At 45.5% G+C, this 19,554-nt stretch carries 23 protein-coding genes and 1 tRNA gene; 11 read left to right on the forward strand and 13 right to left on the reverse strand.

From position 1 onward, the window contains the following. Positions 1–93: 93 nt before the first annotated feature. Genes WOA13_RS07295 through WOA13_RS07335 form a run of 9 tightly spaced genes read right to left on the reverse strand, consistent with a single transcriptional unit; the run spans position 94 to position 7,204 of the window. A complete protein-coding gene (locus WOA13_RS07295) occupies positions 94–426 on the reverse strand; it encodes a DUF4870 domain-containing protein (protein ID WP_048205953.1) in 333 nt (110 codons plus the stop codon). A 12-nt stretch (positions 427–438) separates the two neighbouring features. Continuing rightward, a complete protein-coding gene (gene rnfB, locus WOA13_RS07300; protein ID WP_342127273.1) occupies positions 439–1,236 on the reverse strand; it encodes an Rnf electron transport complex subunit RnfB in 798 nt (265 codons plus the stop codon). Beyond that, a complete protein-coding gene (rnfA, locus tag WOA13_RS07305; RefSeq protein ID WP_342127274.1) occupies positions 1,233–1,823 on the reverse strand; it encodes an Rnf electron transport complex subunit RnfA in 591 nt (196 codons plus the stop codon). The genes rnfB and rnfA overlap by 4 nt, the downstream gene beginning before the upstream one ends. A gap of 1 nt (position 1,824) precedes the next feature. Further along, positions 1,825–2,436: an Rnf electron transport complex subunit RnfE gene (gene rnfE / locus WOA13_RS07310; RefSeq protein ID WP_342127275.1), complete on the reverse strand. Its 612-nt coding sequence runs from the start codon at positions 2,434–2,436 to the stop codon at positions 1,825–1,827. An 11-nt stretch (positions 2,437–2,447) separates the two neighbouring features. Next, positions 2,448–3,020, reverse strand: a complete 573-nt coding sequence (rnfG, locus tag WOA13_RS07315) for an Rnf electron transport complex subunit RnfG (protein ID WP_342127276.1) — start codon at positions 3,018–3,020, stop codon at positions 2,448–2,450. Further along, the gene (gene rnfD / locus WOA13_RS07320; RefSeq protein ID WP_342127277.1) at positions 3,013–3,942 is read right to left on the reverse strand and encodes an Rnf electron transport complex subunit RnfD; all 930 of its coding nucleotides are present in this window, start codon (positions 3,940–3,942) and stop codon (positions 3,013–3,015) included. Before rnfD ends, rnfG begins: the two co-directional genes overlap by 8 nt. A gap of 1 nt (position 3,943) precedes the next feature. Next, positions 3,944–5,284, reverse strand: coding sequence for an Rnf electron transport complex subunit RnfC (gene rnfC, locus WOA13_RS07325; protein WP_342127278.1), 1,341 nt, complete (start codon positions 5,282–5,284; stop codon positions 3,944–3,946). A 31-nt stretch (positions 5,285–5,315) separates the two neighbouring features. Beyond that, complete coding sequence (gene mmcA / locus WOA13_RS07330) at positions 5,316–6,791, reverse strand: methanogenesis multiheme c-type cytochrome (RefSeq protein ID WP_342127279.1); 1,476 nt, start codon at positions 6,789–6,791, stop codon at positions 5,316–5,318. Positions 6,792–6,802: 11 nt separating this feature from the next. Continuing rightward, positions 6,803–7,204, reverse strand: a complete 402-nt coding sequence (locus WOA13_RS07335; RefSeq protein ID WP_342127280.1) for a hypothetical protein — start codon at positions 7,202–7,204, stop codon at positions 6,803–6,805. Between the two features lie 257 nt (positions 7,205–7,461). Between WOA13_RS07335 and WOA13_RS07340 the strand changes: the two genes are divergently transcribed. Beyond that, a complete protein-coding gene (locus tag WOA13_RS07340; protein ID WP_342127281.1) occupies positions 7,462–8,361 on the forward strand; it encodes an FAD:protein FMN transferase in 900 nt (299 codons plus the stop codon). An 88-nt stretch (positions 8,362–8,449) separates the two neighbouring features. On the opposite strand, the gene thpR is transcribed toward WOA13_RS07340, so the two are convergent. Continuing rightward, the gene (gene thpR / locus WOA13_RS07345; RefSeq protein WP_342127282.1) at positions 8,450–8,995 is read right to left on the reverse strand and encodes an RNA 2',3'-cyclic phosphodiesterase; all 546 of its coding nucleotides are present in this window, start codon (positions 8,993–8,995) and stop codon (positions 8,450–8,452) included. 121 nt (positions 8,996–9,116) lie between these two features. On the opposite strand from thpR, the gene WOA13_RS07350 reads away from it, so the two are divergent. Next, on the forward strand, positions 9,117–10,016 hold the full coding sequence (locus WOA13_RS07350; protein ID WP_342127283.1) for a DNA integrity scanning protein DisA nucleotide-binding domain protein: 900 nt from the start codon (positions 9,117–9,119) through the stop codon (positions 10,014–10,016). Between the two features lie 12 nt (positions 10,017–10,028). Here the strand turns inward: WOA13_RS07350 and WOA13_RS07355 are convergent, their stop codons facing one another. Together WOA13_RS07355 and rqcH are read right to left on the reverse strand one after the other, a co-directional pair. Continuing rightward, positions 10,029–11,072 carry an mRNA surveillance protein pelota gene (locus WOA13_RS07355; protein ID WP_342127284.1) on the reverse strand — a complete coding sequence of 348 codons (1,044 nt, stop codon included), beginning with the start codon at positions 11,070–11,072 and terminating at the stop codon, positions 10,029–10,031. 72 nt (positions 11,073–11,144) lie between these two features. Then, entirely contained in the window at positions 11,145–13,142 is a 1,998-nt protein-coding gene (gene rqcH, locus WOA13_RS07360; RefSeq protein ID WP_342127285.1) for a ribosome rescue protein RqcH, read from the reverse strand. Positions 13,143–13,278: 136 nt separating this feature from the next. Between rqcH and priS the strand changes: the two genes are divergently transcribed. The 9 genes from priS to WOA13_RS07405 all read left to right on the forward strand — a co-directional run bounded on the left by priS (position 13,279) and on the right by WOA13_RS07405 (position 18,802). Then, positions 13,279–14,451, forward strand: coding sequence for a DNA primase catalytic subunit PriS (gene priS, locus WOA13_RS07365; protein WP_342127286.1), 1,173 nt, complete (start codon positions 13,279–13,281; stop codon positions 14,449–14,451). Continuing rightward, positions 14,441–15,166 carry a hypothetical protein gene (locus tag WOA13_RS07370; protein WP_342127287.1) on the forward strand — a complete coding sequence of 242 codons (726 nt, stop codon included), beginning with the start codon at positions 14,441–14,443 and terminating at the stop codon, positions 15,164–15,166. Before priS ends, WOA13_RS07370 begins: the two co-directional genes overlap by 11 nt. A gap of 16 nt (positions 15,167–15,182) precedes the next feature. After that, complete coding sequence (locus WOA13_RS07375) at positions 15,183–15,461, forward strand: 50S ribosomal protein L44e (RefSeq protein ID WP_048205968.1); 279 nt, start codon at positions 15,183–15,185, stop codon at positions 15,459–15,461. Continuing rightward, positions 15,458–15,643, forward strand: a complete 186-nt coding sequence (locus tag WOA13_RS07380; RefSeq protein WP_048195503.1) for a 30S ribosomal protein S27e — start codon at positions 15,458–15,460, stop codon at positions 15,641–15,643. The genes WOA13_RS07375 and WOA13_RS07380 overlap by 4 nt, the downstream gene beginning before the upstream one ends. Before the next feature lie 11 nt (positions 15,644–15,654). Beyond that, positions 15,655–16,452, forward strand: a complete 798-nt coding sequence (locus WOA13_RS07385) for a translation initiation factor IF-2 subunit alpha (RefSeq protein WP_342127288.1) — start codon at positions 15,655–15,657, stop codon at positions 16,450–16,452. Between the two features lie 7 nt (positions 16,453–16,459). Continuing rightward, positions 16,460–16,630 (forward strand): RNA-protein complex protein Nop10, encoded by a 171-nt coding sequence (locus WOA13_RS07390; protein WP_082087327.1) that lies wholly within the window; start codon positions 16,460–16,462, stop codon positions 16,628–16,630. Beyond that, positions 16,623–17,399 carry a proteasome assembly chaperone family protein gene (locus WOA13_RS07395; RefSeq protein WP_342127289.1) on the forward strand — a complete coding sequence of 259 codons (777 nt, stop codon included), beginning with the start codon at positions 16,623–16,625 and terminating at the stop codon, positions 17,397–17,399. Before WOA13_RS07390 ends, WOA13_RS07395 begins: the two co-directional genes overlap by 8 nt. 9 nt (positions 17,400–17,408) lie before the next feature. Continuing rightward, positions 17,409–18,632, forward strand: a complete 1,224-nt coding sequence (locus tag WOA13_RS07400; protein WP_342127290.1) for a TIGR00375 family protein — start codon at positions 17,409–17,411, stop codon at positions 18,630–18,632. A gap of 51 nt (positions 18,633–18,683) precedes the next feature. Further along, positions 18,684–18,802: transfer RNA gene (locus WOA13_RS07405), tRNA-Ser, on the forward strand. Positions 18,803–19,019: 217 nt separating this feature from the next. On the opposite strand, the gene WOA13_RS07410 is transcribed toward WOA13_RS07405, so the two are convergent. Then, a complete protein-coding gene (locus WOA13_RS07410; RefSeq protein ID WP_342127291.1) occupies positions 19,020–19,484 on the reverse strand; it encodes a hypothetical protein in 465 nt (154 codons plus the stop codon). Positions 19,485–19,554 lie beyond the last annotated feature (70 nt).

Below are 19,554 nucleotides of genomic sequence, written 5' to 3' on the forward strand. Positions count from 1 at the left end.
AATCTTTCGTGACATAAAGAAAATATAAAAATAATATAGCATCATGTGAACGAAACACATGACCCTAAAAGAGGAATCCGGAATATTCCGGACTCACTTGTACGCGTGGTTGTAAGCGATCTTACCAATAACCGGTACCTTAAGCTTTGAACCTCTCCATGCAATGAACATGAAAGATATCCACACAAAGAGGGAAAAGAAACCTCCGAAATCAGCAAGTATCCACCCCACATAAGGGATCCATGCCACCAGGAAGACAACTGCGGTCAGAACCATGAAAAGCATTGCTGACTGGAATGCGTGGAAGCGGACGAACTTGTTCTCCTTTTCAATAAAGAGGAAAAGGACACCTGTGATCCAGAATCCCAGATAGCACAGTATACCCACAATGTTCTCATTCAGTCCAATGGAAGTCTTGTATGTCATATGATCACTCCGTTATCTCATCTCAATACAGTTCTGCGGGCATTTCTCAACACATATTCCGCATGCTGTACATTTATCCTGATCGATCTCGGCAAGGAACTTTGTGACCTTGATAGCATCTTCAGGACAGTTCTTCTCACAGATCTTACAGCCGATACATCCTATCTCACAGACTGCCTTTACGGTCTTACCCTTGTCATGTGAATTACACTGGACATGCACCTTCTCGGAGTCCTTTGCGAACATAAGCACATCATTTGGACATGCATCAATACAGAGACCACAGCTCTTACAGAGGTTCTTGTTCACATCAGGAAGACGGTCATCACCGATAGTGATAGCATCAAAAGGACATGCACGTACACAGGTCCCGCGACCCATACATCCATAATTACATCCCTTCTCACCATCAGAGAGCATGATCACGGCAGTACAATCCTCGATACCCACGTAATCGAACCTGTCGACGCAGTTGGTACCACCATTACACCTGAGGTACGGATATTCTTTCTCTGCCTCTGAAACATCCTGGCCGAGAATTCCACCGATCTCCTTTGCAGTCTCAAAACCACCCACAGGGCATCCATCCAGAGGAGCATTATCTTCCACGACACGTTCCGCGAAATCCGCACATCCTGCAAAACCACAGGCACCACAGTTGGCACCCGGGAGGACCTCAACAACCTCTTCAACAAGAGGATTGGTTTCCACCTTAAACAGCCTTGAGGCTGCGATCAGCATGATACCGATCACAAGACCAAGACCACCAAGTGTTGCCATTGCCTGGATAAGTAAAGTTGTCAGACTCATAATGGGATCACTCCGAAGTAGTTAACAAATGCCATTGAAAGCATTGTTGCTATAAGGAATGCCTGCGGAAGACCACGGACCGCAGACGGAACATTTACAAGAGTACTACGTTCCCTGATACCGGACATCATCAACATTACTATAGTGTAACCAAGACCTGCTGCAACTCCGAAAACAACACTCTGTATGAAAGAGTATTCATTCAGGACATTAAGAAGTACAACACCAAGAACTGCACAGTTGGTTGTGATAAGCGGGAGGTAGATACCAAGTGAACGGTACAGTGAAGGAACGTTCTTCCTGACAACGAACTCCACAAGCTGCACAAGGGCAGCAATCACAACAATGAAACTGATCAGACTAAGGAACTCAAGCTTCAACGGGATCAATACGAAAGAGTAGATCAGATATGACACCGTTGCCGCCATAGTCATTACGAAGATGACAGCACCGGACATTCCTGCAGCGCTCTTTGTATCCTTGGTCACACCCACGAATGAACACAGGCCAAGGAACTGGATGACAAGGAAGTTCTTAATGAACACACCATCCATAAATATCTGGAATAAACTTACGTCAGCTGCCATATTATCCACCTCTTGCGAGCTTCCTTGCTCTTCTATAATTGACTATTGCCATCAAAATACCTATTGTGAGGAAAGCCCCCGGTGAAAGGATCATGTAGGTGATCGGATTGATCGGGATACTGATAACTTCCAGACCAAATACCACGATCTGGCCGGTTCCCAGAAGTTCCCTGATACCTCCAATGAGCACAAGGACAAGAAGGAAACCTGTTGATATACCCAATGCATCGATCAGAGAATAGAACATGTTGTTCTTGTTAGCATATGCTTCAGCACGTCCAATGATGATACAGTTGACAACAATAAGAGGAATGAAAACACCCAACGCCGCATACATCGGTGGGAAATAAGCCTTCATAACCATCTCTACGATCGAAACGAACGTTGCTATTATCAAAATGAATATTGGCAATCTCACAGAAGCAGGGATCTGCTTCCTCAGGCCAGAGACCAGAAGGTTGGAACAGATAAGTACAAAAGCCGTTCCAGCTGACATACCAATAGCATTATCAATGGACGTGGTAACTGCCAATGTAGGACAAAGACCCAATACCAAAGCAAATACAGGGTTATCCTTTGTAATTCCACGAATAAATTCACTTAAAGCATTCATAACATCACCTTTTAAGCCTCTGCTACCTGTATATCTCCAATCTGGGCATTCAGGGCATCTACCACTGCCTGAGATGATATCGTGGCACCGGTAATTGAATCAATTGCACCACCAGACTTTGACAAACTCAGGTCTGCTACTTTCACATTATTGAACTGGTCCCTGAAAGGTGGTTCAGTGATCTTGGACCCCAGACCAGGAGTTTCAGCATGAGACATGATACTCATGCCAGTAACTTCATTGAATGAAGCATCAACCCCTCCGGCAACTTCCAATAATCCCTGTGCACCAGGGTGTTGCCTGAAGAAAGCATATCCGATAAGATTCCCGGAACTGTCTTTTGCACGGTAATACAATATTTCCCGGTCACCTTCATCGTTAATGATCTCATCACCATACACAGCTTCAAATTCTGCAGCTTGAGGCATCAATTCAGCAAGCGTTGAAGTTCTCGCTTCTTCATAATTCTTCTTTAATTGTTCACTTGTAGGCACATATGTTACAGCCAGAAGTGCTGAAGCAATGACAGATATCAACACCAGCTTACCTATGATAACTACTACATCCTTGTTTGACTCAGTCATTTAATAGCACCTCCAGGCGATCCTTGAAAGGAACCTTTGAAAGGATACGCTTGTACTTGCGCTGTAAGAAAGTCTCTGAACCATAAGAACCAGGAAGTGTGTTATTGTCTATCAATGATGAAACACAGTTTGCAAGGAACAGACCATAGAAGATCGCATCAACATAATTTGCAAAATGGCCATATACTACGACAAGAACACCACAAACAATTCCATAAATAACACGACCGTTCTTGGTGACAGGTGAACTGGAAGTATCCGTTGCAAGGAACAGGATACCAAACAGGACAACACCGAGAACAACGTATGACAGACTATCACCAACAAGAACTGCAAGCAGGATCGTGGTCACAAAGAATGAAACTGGAATTCTCCATTCCACATAGCGCAGTAATATAAGGATACAACCTGGGATCAACAATGCGAGAGGTGATACACCTGCGATGTGACCTGCACCTGTTTCCAATATCAGGTCAGACAGAGCAGTAGTCTGAGGATAGGAATACGGACTCATTATTGACCACCATGCAAGGCTCAGGAATACCCATGCTGCAAGTACCGGGTTGAAAACATAGGATCCGATACCTCCAAACGCATGTTTTCCTATTCCGATCGCAAAGACAGAACCGATCATAGGAATCCATAAAGGAGCTTCCGGTGGTATAATCATCGCAACCATCAGACCAATGAGAATTGTGTTTCCATCATCGATCGTTATCTTCTGATTAAATGCTTTCTGTATTGCGACCTCAGTCACTACTGCTGCAAAGATACTGGCAATGACCAGCCCTATTGCAGGAACACCAAATAAATATACAGATAACAAGAATACTGGCAGAAGAGCAATTATCTTCGCCCAGGTCATCTTCTTGAAAGTAATATTCTCTTTTCTGTGAGGGGGAGCTGAAATAGTAAATGTCATCTTATTCGCCTCCACTGCATCCACATCCTAATTTAAGATTAGCAGGGGATTCTTTTGGAGCTAAGTCTTCATACGCCTTTTCGATAGAATTCTTTGCATATTTTATCAGTTGCAGAACATGTATCTTCGAAGGACACACTGCTGCACATCTGCCACATTCCACACAATTCATGATATGCATCTGGCGGCATTCATCAAAGCGTCCCTGATCGGATAGTGCTGCGATCCTGCTTGGAACAAGATTCACAGGACACACATCTATGCATCTTGCACAATGAGTACAGTCAACGGATTCGCCTCTTACAACCTCATCAGCCGACTGGACGTATATGGATGTCGTTGTCTTGCTCACCGGCACTTCATCGGTATACTGTGCAACACCTGTGATAGAACCATTTGCAATGAGCTTGCCAGGTTCACCGATGTACCCACCACATGCCTCAATTACATCTTTGAATGTAGTTCCGATCTTCACAAGGATCTTCTGTGGGTTATTCACTTTTCCGGAAACAGAGACCACGGTCTCGATATATGGTTTCCCTGCATTTACTGCATCATAAAGTGCTTTTGCAGATTTTACACTGCATATCGCAACACCAACATCAGTAGGCACACAACCAAAAGAAACCTTCCTTCCTGTAACATTAAAGGTGAACAAATCAAGGATCTTCTTACCGTAGATGTGTTCCTGTGATACGACCACAATGTCAGATGCCATATCCTTGAAGTAATAGCTGACCTTCCTCTTGCCGACAAGTGGAGCAACAGTTATTGGCTTTCCATCATAGTTCAATCCGTCAAAAGAATTGATGGATTCAAGGTCATCGTTCCTTAGTACAATAGCACCCTTTGAGGCACCTGAAGCCTTCATCAATAACTTCAGTGCATCAAGCATCTGTGATGAATACTGGGAAGGTGTATCATAATGACCACCGATCCATTCAGATGAAGTGGCATTTACCAGTACGATATCTACCTTTTTGCCTTCCGGCCTGAGTACCATATGTGTAGGGCACCCATAATGCTCAACGATACCGGCTTCCTTTATGAGATCTGCAAGTTCACCGGATGGAACTTCCTTTGGCTTGAGATCGGCACATTCAGCCTCTTCAGATGGCTGAATTATAACGCTGTTTACCTTGTTTCCGTTTGGATGAGGTGCTTCCTCAACGGAAAGAACTTCCCCGGATACGCTTGAATGGACAGATGCGGAATTATAAGCTCCGCATTCGCCTATCTTCTGCCCTTCACAGACCATATCCCCTTTCTTCACAAGCGGTTCACATGCAGTGCCGTCATGTTGCTTTAAGGGAATAATGACCTTTTCAGGTATATTTTTCATTATATTGACCTTTGTCACAAACACCAACTCCTTAGAACGCAGGCTCCCTTTCAACTTCAGGAGGCTTTGCTCCCGGTATGGTCACACCGATCGTCTTTGTTGTGAAATCTGTTGGCGGATCTGTCTCTGCAGGATCGGAATCGTAGCCAATAACCTCCCAGTCGATCGCTGTTGCAGTTGAACCGTGGCAATCAGCACACTCCAATGGGTCTGCCATTCCAACCTCTGAACCTGCGATATTGTGACTCAGCCTGTAATGAAGGTCAACTGTCCTGAGAACAGCATTCGGATAATCAGCTTCACCATCAGCATTTCCATCATAGCTTCTCATTTCTTCTACAGTAACAGCACCGTCCTGATCTGCATCAGCGGCTTTCACGTGTGCCACAGGTATCGCATCACCAGATTCCTTGCTGGTGTCTGGTGCTTCTGCGACCTCAGGGTTTACACCTTCGTCCCACCAGATACCTGTCACAACATTGAAAGGTGCGAGTTTCACGTCCGGATCATCCTTCTCATCAGGGATCCTCAGTTCATCTTCTCCGACACCATTGGACCATGCGACCACAGGTTTGATCGTGTCCATCTTGTAGGAATCAACACGTTCGCCGTTTGACCAATCAAAGGACTCAAGGGTAGTTCCAGCTGGAAGTTCTCCTCCCGGAAGTGCAGGAATGTGACATGTTTCACATTCTACGGCCTCAAGGTGAGCATCTGCAATAGGTCCATGTGAAATACCTGCGTGGCATTCTGCATCATCGCAGCTGCGAGTTTCAGCTTCCAGTTCATGGATATCTTCAACATCTGACTTTACGAAAAGACTTGAATGCGATATCTCATGACACTCAGCACATTCAACCTCAGCATGTACATCGAACTCCTCATAATCAGGTGCAGACCACATTACAGCTGTTGTAGGAACATTTGCCACATGGCAGTTATCAGAACATGATTCCTTCGTAGGTGCACCGTTTACGGTGTCGTGGAACAATAGTAACAGTGGAAGTGGAGTAACAGCATTTGAGAAATAGGTGAATTTCCTGATATTATCTTTCTGCACTGCAGCATTTGCATCGATCATTGCTGCTTCATTTGCATTCTCAAAGTCCCCTTCGCTGAACTTCATAGCACGTGCTTCAAAATCATACATGCCATATTGCTCATGGCAGACCATACAATCCACATCTACGCCATACTCTTCTAGTGCTCCTCCACCCGGATGATAAGCACCATAGAGTTCGAGCCACTCTTCTTCTCCTTCTGTCTCAATGTCAAAGTTTGTAAGTGGATCCCATTCATCAATATCCCTCTGAATATGGGTATTGGTATCCACATGATCAGCTACTGTGAAGTGACATCCTCCACAACTTGAGTCCGACCATTCCCCTTCGGTCATATAGTGATGAGCGATCGCGTCATTGCCACTGTAACCCAGGCTAGCGAAAACTCCTGCAAATGCGAAGATGAAAATGGCGGCTGCCAGTAATATAACTTCTAATCTTGCCATCTGATCCCCTCTTAATCCTCTGCTACGTCCTCCAATTCCTTGAGGACAACACCGATAATTGTAGTAAGATGCTGTTCTTCCAGAACGGTCATGTTATCAGATACATATTTGTGAAGGTCGAAGCTCTTGGGTATTTCCCTTACATTAAAATCAAAGACCTTGTCCAGAAGACCTTTCTTTGGCGTTATGCCCAAAAAATTAACATCAAGGCGTTTTCCGACCTTGTGTGCTTTCACTTCGATCTTATCCAGCGGAGAACCGGATTTTACATAGATCATGTGATGATCGGCACCAAATTGTTTTTCGATGCCTTTCCAACCATATTCCTCTATGATCTGATGAATTGCAACGGCGAGATACTTATCCTTCCCTGTATTTCCTCCCGACGCAATTCCTGCACTAGAATCACTCATTCTTACACATCCTATCATGAATAATAATTAACATCCGTCGACTATTATAATTGCCAGAATCATTGATTGTGAATATTTATAGGTTTCGAAATAAGCTTAATATTAAGCACATATATCCCTAAGGCATGGACAAAAAAACAGTTCTATTGCTAGTATTAATCGTTATAGTTACCGTTTCATTCAGCGCATTATATGAAGAGCAGGAGAGCAGTTTTCCAATACAGAATGAAATATTTAACACAGATTCCCGCAGCATAATGGATACAACAGTTACAATTTCGATCTATGATTCTGACGGGGAACACGCGGGACAGACCATAGACAAGGCTTTTGAAAGAGTTGAGAACGTCGATGGCATCATGAGCACTTACAAGAATGAAAGCCAGGCAAGTGCCCTTAATGAACATTCAAAGCTTGAAGGAGCTTCACCTGACCTGATCTATGTTGTTGAGCGCTCACTATATTATTCAGAGATAAGCAATGGTGCATTTGATATCACGGTCATGCCGATACTCGATCTCTGGGCAAGCAAGTTCAGCCCCGGTGGAACATACAAGCCGCCCACACAGGAAGAGATAGACACCACCCTTGAGCTTGTTGATTACAGAATGATCACCATCGAAGGTGACAATATATACATGGAACCAGGCATGAAGATCGCCCTTGGAGGAATAGCAAAAGGATATGCTGTTGACCAGGCCATAGAAGTGTTGCTCTCAGAAGGCATAACCAGTTGTTTTGTTGATGCCGGAGGAGACGGAAGGTACATTGGCACAAAACCAGACGGAAGCCAGTGGACAGTTGGACTCCAGAATCCCGACAAGCAGGGAGATTTCATCACCGTCATGAAGCTTGAAGATATGGCCGTTGCAACAAGCGGCAACTATGAACGCTATTTCAGTGATGCTGCAAAGGTCTCACACATTTCCGACCCAAGGACCGGTTACTCAGTTAAAGAACTTATCAGTGCAACGGTAATTGCAGGAAGCACAATGGATGCCGATGCCCTTGCAACCACCGTATTCGTCCTCGGAGAAGAGGAAGGCATGCAGCTGATCGAATCCCTTGAAGGAGTGGAATGCCTGATCATCACATCGGACAAAAGGATACTTCGCTCAGAAGGCTTTGCAGAATACGAAACAATAATTGAACAATAAGGAGTTTGAGAGATTGTAGGAGTGGTGGCCAAAAAGCCATGCTCCTGCACATTTTTACGGCATTTATGCGAAATGGTGCATGACCTGGTCATTCCAGCATGACCTCATGAAGGGTTTCATATATAGGACCCTGAGGGGTCAGAGTGCTCTTCTTCAAACTTATCCTGTCAACCACCATTTTACCAAGCTCAACATCGCCTAGCTCGTCAAGCAGTTCCAGGAATTCATCCTTCTGGCCTGCAGGCATAAATTTTATTCTTGCCAGTGTAGCATGTGCAGTGAACTTCTTCTTATCCTTCTTGAACCTGAACTTTGAGAGGCTTGATTCGACCTCATCATGAAGAAGCTCAAAGTTACCTTCCGCACCCAACCATAGAACCCTTGGAGCTTTAGGTTTTGGAAAAACCCCGATGCCCCCTATAAGTGCATCGAATGACCTGCACCTAACATTCCCCAATGCTTCCGCAACCTCCGGTACAGCGGACTCCTTTACTTCCCCGATGAACTTCATGGTCACATGTACAAGTTCCGGGTCCACCAGTTTCAATTTCAGACCGGAAAAACGTGATTGTATGCTACGGACCTCATCACGGAACTCCTCCGGCAGATCGACTGCAACAAATATTCTGGCCATATTAACAAAATAGATAGTATACCTGTTAAAGAATACTGTTGTGCCATATGGGATACATTATAGATAATATATATAATCGATAATTTCCATAATTAATAATACAGAATATATGAGGGAATGGATGGATACTAACACTACAGCAAAAGTACTGGCAGGACATGCGGTCCGGATCGCTGAAGAACTTGGAGCTCCTGCCATAATAGTATCCGGGGACATTGAACTTGAGGATTTTGAAACAGACATTCCCATATATTATGTAACCAGACGTCAGAAAAGCATAATCGATAACCTGATCTCCGACACTGTCGATGAGGGCGACCACCTGAAGAAGATAATCGAACCCATTAACAGGGAAACATCAGGAAATGTCCAGTATATCGAAGAGGCAGCAGCTATTGAACATATCATAGGGGAGCTTAGAGAAGGTACCATCGTCGGATTGATCCAGACAAAGGAATCAAGCGCAATAGTGATCCACGAAATATCCCAGAGCCCCCTTATCAGGATACTTCAGGAATGTGAAGAAAGGATCGAACCCGAGGTCATGCGTGCGGCACTCACCATAGCATTTGATATTGCTGCAAGTGGAAGGGAAGGTCACAAGATCGGAACTGCTTTTATCCTGGGTGATACCGAGGAGGTAATGGAGCGTTCCCACCAGATGATACTCAACCCATATGCAGGTCACAAGGACGAGCACAGGAACATACTGGTAAAAAAGAACTGGGAGTCGATCAAGGAATTTGCCCTTCTTGACGGGATTTTTGTAATATCCAAAGAGGGTCTTGTCCATGCTGCTGGCAGGTACCTTGATGTTGATGCAAAAGATGTCGACATTGAAAAGGGCCTGGGTGGAAGGCATGTATCAGCCGCTGCCATCACAAGGGACACTTTCGCAATAGCTGTGACAATATCCGAATCCGGTGGTACTGTCAGAGTATATATGGATGGAAAAGAACTGCTTTGCCTGGACTACATCGAAAGGCCTGCATTGGGCAGTGCCAGACAAAGACTTCGATGATAGCTGATTCTATCAGATCTTGAATCTCAACATGGCTGCAATGCCACCAAGAGAGTGCAGCTTCTCACCTGGCTCGAACTCTGTGCTGAACACTACCATGGTCCCCTGCGCATGTTCTACCTCCTGTATCATAGCATCGATGTTGCCCTCTTCCCGCTCCAGCCGGAGCAGCTCATCAGCTATCAGAAGTGTTTCCACGGCACCATAATCGATGGCCTTTTTCACTTCATCCATACCATAGGCGACCTTACCCCCAAGAGCCATTTCCTTTAAGAGCTCATCCATCAGAGAGGATTCCCTTGCGATCCTGGACTCTTCCATGATCCTGTCAACAGCACCCCTTCTAAGCACTTCCTGAAACCCGGACATGCCTATGGACGATGTGTCCTCAACAAGAATACCCGATGCCAGTTCCTGGTCCTTCGAAGAGATGTATTTCATCAGGTCATCCTTTGTAAAACCCGGTCCTGCAACCACAACAGACTCAGTCCCGCACATGGCATGCTTCAATTGCTCCAGTATGTTATCGAAGAAGACCTCACGAAGCGTTCCCTCGCCTTTCCCGGAAGACTGGCGGATATGTGAATAAAGCTCAATTCCATAGTGCCTCACAAAACCAATGTCTGCATCCCCTTCTTCAATGGCCACAATAATAACCTTGGGCTTTTTTGATGCAGCTTCTGCTTCGTTCACACGCTCGACCTGGTCCTTTTTCCAGTGCTTTATAATAGAGAGGGCAGTTCCTCCCTCAAGATTAAGAGTATGGTGATAACCGGCATCCATCCCGTGTTCTATAAGACCGTGAACCCTGAGACGATTGGAGAACTTATGGAACTCGAGGTCATCCACCCTGATACCAAGCCTCACGTTCTTCTTCTCGACCTTCTCCGGCCTGAGCTTATCGCTGGCAGCCTCGGCTTTCCGTTTAGTAAGAGCAAATACGAGATCACCTTTCTCGATGATATATTTAAGGTGCCACAGATCATCCAGCGTCTCCGGAGTAAGGGCTATCTCACCCTCCTTATTTCCCCTCAGGTCTCTTTTTGTTACTCTCATGATTACACCAACGATTTACACGATCATATATCCATACCTGCCATCCACAGATGCCATCCATAACACCAGACATCACTTCTTGATATCCGATTCTCCCGGAGGAAGCCTCTTTGCGATGATGTCAGGAGAAGCTATCTGCTTGACAAAGGACGGGTCCTTCAGTTCATCCACATAGATACGATAGACCTTCTTCGCAATATCGTTCTGGTTGAACTTGCCCGGGACCAGTTCTACCACATACTTGCCGGAGCTTTGTATGGCAGATACCGGACCTCCGATAACACGGGTCTCGGCTCCAAGCTCCAGACCTACAGCCACGCCTACAGGAACATCCCTGTAATAATTACGTTCCCCGCGAATGATGAAGGAACCTTTTTTCAGGTATTCACCGGATTCAGGGGTCTTTGAGACCTGCTCTGGTTTTACCCAGTAGCAATCCCCGCTGAACTGGCCGGATTTCCAGACACTTGAATAGGACACCACGAACCTTGCAGCTTCCTCAAGTGTCGTTTCAGGAATATCCTTCCCTTCGGTCTTGATGATGGTGATAGGTGCACCCGGGACCTGTGTGTGGAAAACGAGGTCACGTTTTTCCATATACTTTTTCACAAGCTCCTCATTGGTATCCGCATCCCTTCCGCCAACAACAAGGAAACCGTCGGATGAGAAGAACCACCTGAACCGGTCGTACCAGTGCTTCTTGAAGAATGCCTTTCTTCTTTTGGATACTTTCTTTTCCCTCTTCTGCATTGCAACCTTGGTATCCTCGATTGCACGCAGGGCACCATCACGTTTTTTGGTCAGCTTCTTGGCCTTCTCGTAATAGGTCTGTGCATTCTGAGGAACGGTCTTACGAATATTGATGTTCGCTTTTATACCATCGAGATCAACGACAATGGTACCTTCTGCCGAATCGATACTTACGATCGCACGGGCTGCAGGAAGGTCGTCTTTTGCTTTTTTCAGGATCGAACGGATCTCATCCCAGGAATACCCCTTATCACGTGCATTCCCCAGGATCGAAAGCAACTCTTCGATGTTCTGGTAATGCTCATAGATCTTCTCTGCAATGGTGGTGAACTTGTCCGTGTCCTTCTCGAACTTTTTGATGGCTTCCTCCTGTTTGCGAAGCCTCCTTTCAAAGACATCCACCTTTTCCTTCTTTTTAGCGACTACCTCTTCGATAACTTCTTCAGAAGCCTTTTTCCCGAAGAATTCGTCAAGGGCCTTGTTGAAGGAAGGGAAGAATTCCTTCTCATTGGAAGAATACTGGTCGAGTTCCAGAGGAATGACATCGACAGCTTCCAGTTCGCCTTTAATATCCTTTTTGACGATACACGGCTTCAGCCTGTGTTCCACGATCGGGGAAAATACGAGCTTTACTGCTTCACAAAGTGCCTTCAAATTTTCAGGAGTGGCATCCTTTGCAGGAGTGCTTTTGTCAACCTCCGCCCTCAGGCAGACCTCTTCTGCGAGGACACCACCAAGGTTGTATCTTGTGGCTATGGTCCTTACAATATCGGAAGTTGATGATGCGAACACTTCTGCCATACCAGCCTCATCCACATCAAGTGGACTTAGCTGTGCTTCAGGGTATTCATATATCTCACCACTGCGAACCCTCCTTCCCCTGAAGGTCACCGGGTTCATCGGGAGAATGATCTTACGATCGCTGTCAAGAAGAACGATATTGCCTCTTGAGAACAGTTCACATACAAGTATTGTCTCAATACCACCACGGATCACACCGATCTCAATTATCCTGTCAAAGTCATACTGATCAACAGAAGTGATCCTGCCACCCAGTATATGCTTCCTCAGCAACATAGGGAATGCGTGAGGGATCTTGGGGCTTGGACGCACATACTGGCTCATGTGTGCTCTCTTGCCGGCCTCTATCACCAGATTGTCACGCCCTTTTCCGAATATGAAAAGATTGATCCGGATCTCACCGGGAACAGGCTGGTATATCTTACCGATCTTTGCATCGATAAGAGAGCCTTCAATATCAACATTACCAAGTTCGGATACAAGAGCAGCCACGTCTGCGCTCGTCATCTCCTGTTTCATAGATGCCTATAGCGTTCGACCTGACTTAAGGTTTATCCATATTGATAAAACTCAAATTTAAGTAATAAAGAAATAGGATTAACACATCAAATAACTGGAGTTGCGATAAGCAGACAATATCATCAGGAAACATGCAATGAACTTTAAGACAAAATATTTCCTCAAATCGAAGTTCCAGGAATATTACAGGACGGCACAGATACACATACCTTCCAGGCTGGAAGCCCGTGAATGGGGATTCATCTCTTTTGACGAGATGCCGGAAACTGTAATGAGAAGGCACAAATCATTCGGCTCACCCGGAGAAGTCGAAGAATACCTTGCAGGCATGGCACCTGCACATGCATACCATTCCGTTGCATACTATACCTACCCCAGTGCACCCACCATGAAGGAGAAGCACTGGCAGGAAGCCGACCTCATCTTTGACCTTGATGCAGACCACATCCCCGGTGCGCCTAACTCGTATTCTGAAATGCTTGACCATGTCAAGAAAGAGACATTGAAGCTCTATGATTTCCTGGTGGATGACTTCGGATTCAATGAAGATGATATAAGGGCAGTGTTCTCAGGAGGAAGAGGATACCATTTCCACATAGCAGACCCGCGTGTCCGCTCCCTTGAAAGTGCCGAGAGAAGGGAGATCGTGGATTATATCAGCGGGCGCGGGCTCAGCCTTGACAAGATATTCTACAAGAAAGCCGTCAGCGGTGATGCCGGCAGTGAGAACGCAAGGATGAACATGCTGTCCTCGGAAAGCGAAGGCGGCTGGGGAGGCAGGATCAACAAATACCTGGTATCCTACCTTACCGACCTTGCGACAAAGGAAGATGCTGTGGACCTTTTCACCGGATTTAAGGGAATAGGCAAAAAGACAGCACAGAAGATGGTAGATATATTAAGGGACGAGACACAGGTGGAACTGCTTAAGAAAGGCAATATGGAAGCCCTTTCAAAGGTCAATAAGGACATTATACAGACCCTTGCACTGCAGGCGGTCAACGACATGTCAGCAAGCGTGGATGAACCTGTGACAGGAGATATAAAGAGGCTAATACGCCTTGGGGGATCCCTCCACGGGAAGTCAGGCATGCGTGTCACAACGCTTTCCATATCCGAGCTGGAGAAGTTCGAGCCGCTGACCGATGCGGTGATTTTCTCGGACAAGCCGGTAAAATTAAAAGTGATAAGACCTTTTGCAGTACAAATGAAGGGTAATGACCTCTATGTTGAGGAGGGTACACAGGAATTACCTGAATACGCAGCCGTGTACCTGATGTGCAGAGGTGCAGCAGAATATGGACCGTAATGAGCTTAAAAATATACTCAGAGAAGAGAACAGTTCGGCTTTAAGGTCATTGCCTCCCGGATTCTACGGACTTGTGGACGAGTATATCCATGAGCTTGAGGAAGAGATCAGGAAGATAAACAATCCGCGTTCTGCTGAATCGAAGATACTGGAGGACGAGCTCCAGAGCGCCATCAATGATGTGGAGACAATATTCATCCGCAGGGTACGAAAAGTTACCTCAAGGGCCACTTCCAATGCGTTCTCAAGCAGTTCACCAAGACAGGACCTTGACAAGCTCCTTCCTGCAGAACAGGATGTATACCAGGCAACGCTTTCAGCAATACAGGTTGCAAGAAACCAGCTGCTGGAACCGATACTCGACCCCACATCAGCATCATCCCCTGCAAAGGAAAAGGAACCTGCAGAACAAGAGATGACCACGCAGGAAATCACCGGAGACAAGGATGTAGAAGAAACTGCACAAGAAGCATCAGTACCCCCGGCCCCTACCAATGATAACAATAGAGATGAGACAGAGATACCCAAAAGGAATATAAATGAAGAGTACTTTGTTGTCCGAATATTGAAAGACCTACCGACATTCAATGCCGTAGATAATCGAAATTATACTACCAGGGCAGAGGATGTTGTTGTTTTACCGGCAATGAACGCAAATGTTCTGGTAAAACGAGGTGCTGCTCATCTTATCACAAAAATAAACGATTCAAATTAATATAAAGGTGAAAATCATGAAAATCCCAAAGAGGTTCAGAACATATTGCCCATCCTGCAAAAAACACACTGAACACATTGCAGAGAGAGTCAAGAAAGGCAAAGCATCGTCCATGACACACATTGCAAGGCAGAAGAAGAGGCAATCAGGCATCGGAAACAGTGGTAAATTCTCAAAGGTTCCTGGAGGAGACAAACCAACCAAGAGAGTACAGCTCAAATACCGCTGCGCCGAGTGCAACAAGTCACACCAGAGGCCATGCTTCAGAGCAAAGAAATTCGAGTTTAAGGAATGATAACAATGACACAACCAAAAAGCAGATTCTTACGCGTAAAATGCAACGACTGCTCCAACGAGCAGGTCATCTTCGGCAGTGCAAGCCGCAAGGTCACATGCCTTGTATGCGGAAGGACACTCGCAGAATCAACCGGCGGAAAGTCAACAATCACAACACATATCCTGGAAGTACTTGAATAAAGTGGTGTAGAATGGATAACAACAACTGGCCAGAAAGCGGCGACTTCGTAGTTTGTACTGTAAAGAACGTGGTCGACTTTGGGGCCTATACCACTCTTGAGGAATATGGAGGAAAGGAAGGTTTCATCCATATCTCCGAGATCAAGGCTGGATGGGTCAAATACGTCCGTGATTACGTCAGGGAAGGCCAGAAGATCGTCTGCAAAGTACTGGACGTAGACCCGAACCGACGCCATATCGACCTGTCCTTAAAGGATGTAAACGAGCACCAGAAGCGTGCAAAGATCCAGGACTGGAAGAACGAACAGAAAGCTGAGAAGTGGCTCCAGTTCGTAGCTGAGGACACAAAGACCAACCCGAAGAAGATGGAAGAGGTCAGATCCATTCTTATGGAAGAGTTCGGAAGCTGCTACACAGGCTTTGAAGAAGCTGCAATCAGCGGAAAGGAAGCTTTTGACGGTATCGGCATCAGTAAAAAGCTCGCAGCAAAGATAGCAGAGATCGCTCAAGAGAACATAAAACTTCCATTCGTAGACATCGCAGGATACGTAGACCTTACCTCCAATGGCCCTGACGGCATCGAGGTAATCAAGAAAGCATTGAAGTCAGCTACAAAGATCAAAGAAGATGATGTCAGGATCAATGTCACATATACAGGTGCACCAAGATACAGGATTAAGATCATTGCACCAGACTACAAGACTGCAGAATCTGTTTTGAAGAAAGCTTCTGACAAGGCTATTGATTACATCGAGAAAAAGGGAGGAAAAGGAATTTTCCACCGACATATCGAAACAGCAAAGGCGTGATGTTACATTGGGCTACAAGATAAGAAAGTGTACTCAATGCAATATTTACACATTGAAAGAAAACTGCCCGGAATGTGGTGAACCTTCCAGAAATCCACTTCCGGCACGTTTTTCACCGCTTGACCCATATGGTAAATACCGCCGAATATCCAAAAGGAGAGAAATGGAACATGCGTGAAACAACTGTGGTTCGCCTTAATGAAGATGAAATCCAGCTGAACGACCCAATACTTCTTGTAGGACTTCCAGGGGTCGGGCATGTTGGTAAACTTGTTGTCGACCATCTGGTCGAAAAGCTGGAAGCAGAAAAAGTTTTTGAGATCTATTCTCCTCATTTCCCACCACAGGTCATGGTGAACGAGGACAGCACAGTCAAGCTCGTCAATAACGAGATTCACATTTACAGCGCTGGTGAGACAGACCTTGTCCTCCTTGGAGGAGACCACCAGAGCACAACTACCGACGGTCACTACGAACTTGCAGGCATTTACCTCAAACTTGCCGAAGAACTGGGCGTTTCAAAGATCTACACCCTGGGAGGATACCCAACAGGCAAGCTGGAGCACATCGATGAGGTAATGGGTGCTGCAAATGACGCGGAACTTGTGGAAGAGCTGAAAGAGCACGGAGTTACCTTCAAGGCCAGCGAGCCAGGAGGAGGTATCGTAGGTGCATCCGGCCTTTTACTCGGACTCAGCAAGTTCACAAATATGAAAGCTGCGTGTCTTATGGGACTTACCTCAGGATACCTTGTTGACCCGAAGAGCGCACAATCACTCCTTGCCATACTCAGCAAGCTCATAAACATCGAGGTCGACGTGGCCGAACTTGAAGAGCGTGCAAAGGACATGGAGAAGATCGTTGCTAACCTCATGGAAGCAAAACAGCAACAACAGGGAGTATTGAGAGATACTGCCGTTGAAGAAGACTTAAGATACATCGGCTAAGGTGGGAACATGCAGATCAATGCTGATCTCCACCTCCATTCTAAATACTCAATGGCATGCTCCAATAAGATGGAGCTGCCGACAATTGCTGTAGAGGCCAGGAAAAAAGGCATCGACCTTGTGGCCACAGGCGATTGTATCCATCCAAAATGGCTAGCTGACATCAAGTCCGCAGCCACCGATGATGAGACCATACTCATCAATGATACTCATTTTATACCTACCACAGAGATCGAGGACAAGAACCGCGTCCACCATCTCCTGATACTGCCATCCATCTCAAAGGCCGAGGAGCTGGCAGAGACCATGTCAAAATACACTGACCTGGCAATCGATGGCAGACCAACAGTACGGCTGAACGGCAGTGAGATAGCACAGATAGCAAGGGACATCGGTGCACTCATCGGGCCCTGCCATGCGTTTACCCCCTGGACAGCCCTGTATGCATATCATGACTCACTCCAAAGCTGCTACGGTGACCTCACAGACTATATCTCCTTCGTGGAGCTGGGCTTAAGCGCGGATACCGATTACGCGGACCGCATCAGCGAGCTTCACAGACTGACCTTCCTGACCAACTCTGATGCACACTCCCCCTGGTCCAACAAACTGGCACGCGAGTTTACCCGTTTCGAGGTCCCATCAATCGATTTCGAGGGACTGGAAAAAGCCATCCTCCGCAAGGAAGGCTACAAAGCAACACTGAACGTAGGGTTCTTCCCCGAAGAGGGGAAATACAACGAATCCGCGTGCATCAAGTGCTTTACCCACTACACCCTTGAGCAAGCCGTCCAGAACAACTGGCGCTGCCCCCAGTGCAGGGGACAGGTAAAGAAAGGAGTGTGCGACAGGATCAACGAACTGGCAGACCTGGAAGAACCGGTGCACCCAAACCACCGCCCGGACTACCTGCACCTAGCACCCCTTGCAGAGATCATTATGATGGCACTGGGACATGCAAGCATCACCACCAAAGGCGTAAAGACCGCATGGGAAAGCCTTGTGGAAAAGTTCGGCAACGAGGTTGCAGTCCTGCTGGATGCAGAACCTGACCAGCTCGACATCGTCAGCCCAAAAATAGTTGATGCAATATTGGCATTCCGAAACGGCGAGGTCATCATCCACCCCGGAGGCGGAGGCCAGTATGGCTGGATAGAACTGCCGGATTCCGAACACAAACCAAAAGCAGATCCACCAAAACCAAAGAACCAGAGCTCCCTTTTCGACTTCTGAACCACTTTTTCGACACCTATATAAGCCATAAACGCCTTCAGAAACAACAATGCCGGGGTGGCAGAGCGGACTAATCCAACGGTGAATTAACAGCCGCGGAGTCTATACGCGGCAGGCTCGAGACCTGTTTCTCCTAACGGAGTGCTTGGGTTCAAATCCCAACCCCGGCGTCTTATTTTATGTTTAATTTTATCATTACAATTTAGGATATTGTAATTGTGGTAATTTTCTGATTATGGGCAATGTATCATAGTGCCTATAATAATGTCCAAAGATACCTAAAAATCTCCTAAGTTTTAGTTCTGTTAAAAATAAAAAGTGGTTTAAAAAACAATCTAAATATTAAAAATCAAAAGTAAGGCTGATAATTTTAGATACACTGTGAATTCATTCTGTTTGTAGATTCGTTACAATATAAGTCATTATTATATTCTTAAGTGCATCACAATTTTCTTTCGATGCTTTAAATGCCCCTTCTATTTTTTTATCAAATAAAACTTGTAGATACATTCTTGATTTTTCGTTAGACTCTATAAAATCATATTCCACTTTTCTGATTTGCCAATATGTTATACGATTCTTTAAAGGAGTCATGTCAAAATCATCTTCTTTCATAATATTTTTAGCTTCCATTATGAAAGTATCAGAGAATAAAAAAAGATTTTCGTAAACGCGTTCTCCGTCTTCTGTTAAATATTCATTTATAAAAATATCTTTAATTTCTTCATTGCATACTTCCCGATAAAAATCGTAGATATAGTTAATCTTTTTTTGAAGAGTATCTCCAATTCCTATCTTTTCAAGATATTCTATAAATTTGGCATGTTGGTTGAATTCTACATTTTCACTCATATGGAACCATCCTTCATAAATTCTAATAAATTCTAAACACTATAATTCTCATCTGCAAATTTGTTTCCAG

Origin of the sequence: Methanococcoides sp. LMO-2 (genome assembly GCF_038432375.1) — an archaeon.
Taxonomy (GTDB): Archaea; Halobacteriota; Methanosarcinia; order Methanosarcinales; family Methanosarcinaceae; genus Methanococcoides; species Methanococcoides cohabitans.

Excerpts from the sequence above, each read along its gene's own strand:
- rnfE (WP_342127275.1), bottom strand. The coding sequence starts at position 2,436 with ATGAATGCTTTAAGTGAATTTATTCGTGGAATTACAAAGGATAACCCT.
- mmcA (WP_342127279.1), bottom strand. The coding sequence starts at position 6,791 with ATGGCAAGATTAGAAGTTATATTACTGGCAGCCGCCATTTTCATCTTC.
- WOA13_RS07410 (WP_342127291.1), bottom strand. The coding sequence starts at position 19,484 with ATGAGTGAAAATGTAGAATTCAACCAACATGCCAAATTTATAGAATAT.
- rnfG (WP_342127276.1), bottom strand. The coding sequence starts at position 3,020 with ATGACTGAGTCAAACAAGGATGTAGTAGTTATCATAGGTAAGCTGGTG.
- priS (WP_342127286.1), top strand. The coding sequence starts at position 13,279 with ATGAACTTTAAGACAAAATATTTCCTCAAATCGAAGTTCCAGGAATAT.
- WOA13_RS07335 (WP_342127280.1), bottom strand. The coding sequence starts at position 7,204 with ATGAGTGATTCTAGTGCAGGAATTGCGTCGGGAGGAAATACAGGGAAG.
- thpR (WP_342127282.1), bottom strand. The coding sequence starts at position 8,995 with ATGGCCAGAATATTTGTTGCAGTCGATCTGCCGGAGGAGTTCCGTGAT.
- WOA13_RS07295 (WP_048205953.1), bottom strand. The coding sequence starts at position 426 with ATGACATACAAGACTTCCATTGGACTGAATGAGAACATTGTGGGTATA.
- WOA13_RS07350 (WP_342127283.1), top strand. The coding sequence starts at position 9,117 with ATGGATACTAACACTACAGCAAAAGTACTGGCAGGACATGCGGTCCGG.
- rnfC (WP_342127278.1), bottom strand. The coding sequence starts at position 5,284 with ATGAAAAATATACCTGAAAAGGTCATTATTCCCTTAAAGCAACATGAC.
- rnfD (WP_342127277.1), bottom strand. The coding sequence starts at position 3,942 with ATGACATTTACTATTTCAGCTCCCCCTCACAGAAAAGAGAATATTACT.
- WOA13_RS07375 (WP_048205968.1), top strand. The coding sequence starts at position 15,183 with ATGAAAATCCCAAAGAGGTTCAGAACATATTGCCCATCCTGCAAAAAA.
- WOA13_RS07385 (WP_342127288.1), top strand. The coding sequence starts at position 15,655 with ATGGATAACAACAACTGGCCAGAAAGCGGCGACTTCGTAGTTTGTACT.
- WOA13_RS07380 (WP_048195503.1), top strand. The coding sequence starts at position 15,458 with ATGATAACAATGACACAACCAAAAAGCAGATTCTTACGCGTAAAATGC.
- WOA13_RS07395 (WP_342127289.1), top strand. The coding sequence starts at position 16,623 with ATGCGTGAAACAACTGTGGTTCGCCTTAATGAAGATGAAATCCAGCTG.
- WOA13_RS07355 (WP_342127284.1), bottom strand. The coding sequence starts at position 11,072 with ATGAGAGTAACAAAAAGAGACCTGAGGGGAAATAAGGAGGGTGAGATA.
- WOA13_RS07400 (WP_342127290.1), top strand. The coding sequence starts at position 17,409 with ATGCAGATCAATGCTGATCTCCACCTCCATTCTAAATACTCAATGGCA.
- WOA13_RS07370 (WP_342127287.1), top strand. The coding sequence starts at position 14,441 with ATGGACCGTAATGAGCTTAAAAATATACTCAGAGAAGAGAACAGTTCG.
- WOA13_RS07340 (WP_342127281.1), top strand. The coding sequence starts at position 7,462 with ATGGATACAACAGTTACAATTTCGATCTATGATTCTGACGGGGAACAC.
- rnfA (WP_342127274.1), bottom strand. The coding sequence starts at position 1,823 with ATGGCAGCTGACGTAAGTTTATTCCAGATATTTATGGATGGTGTGTTC.
- rnfB (WP_342127273.1), bottom strand. The coding sequence starts at position 1,236 with ATGAGTCTGACAACTTTACTTATCCAGGCAATGGCAACACTTGGTGGT.
- rqcH (WP_342127285.1), bottom strand. The coding sequence starts at position 13,142 with ATGAAACAGGAGATGACGAGCGCAGACGTGGCTGCTCTTGTATCCGAA.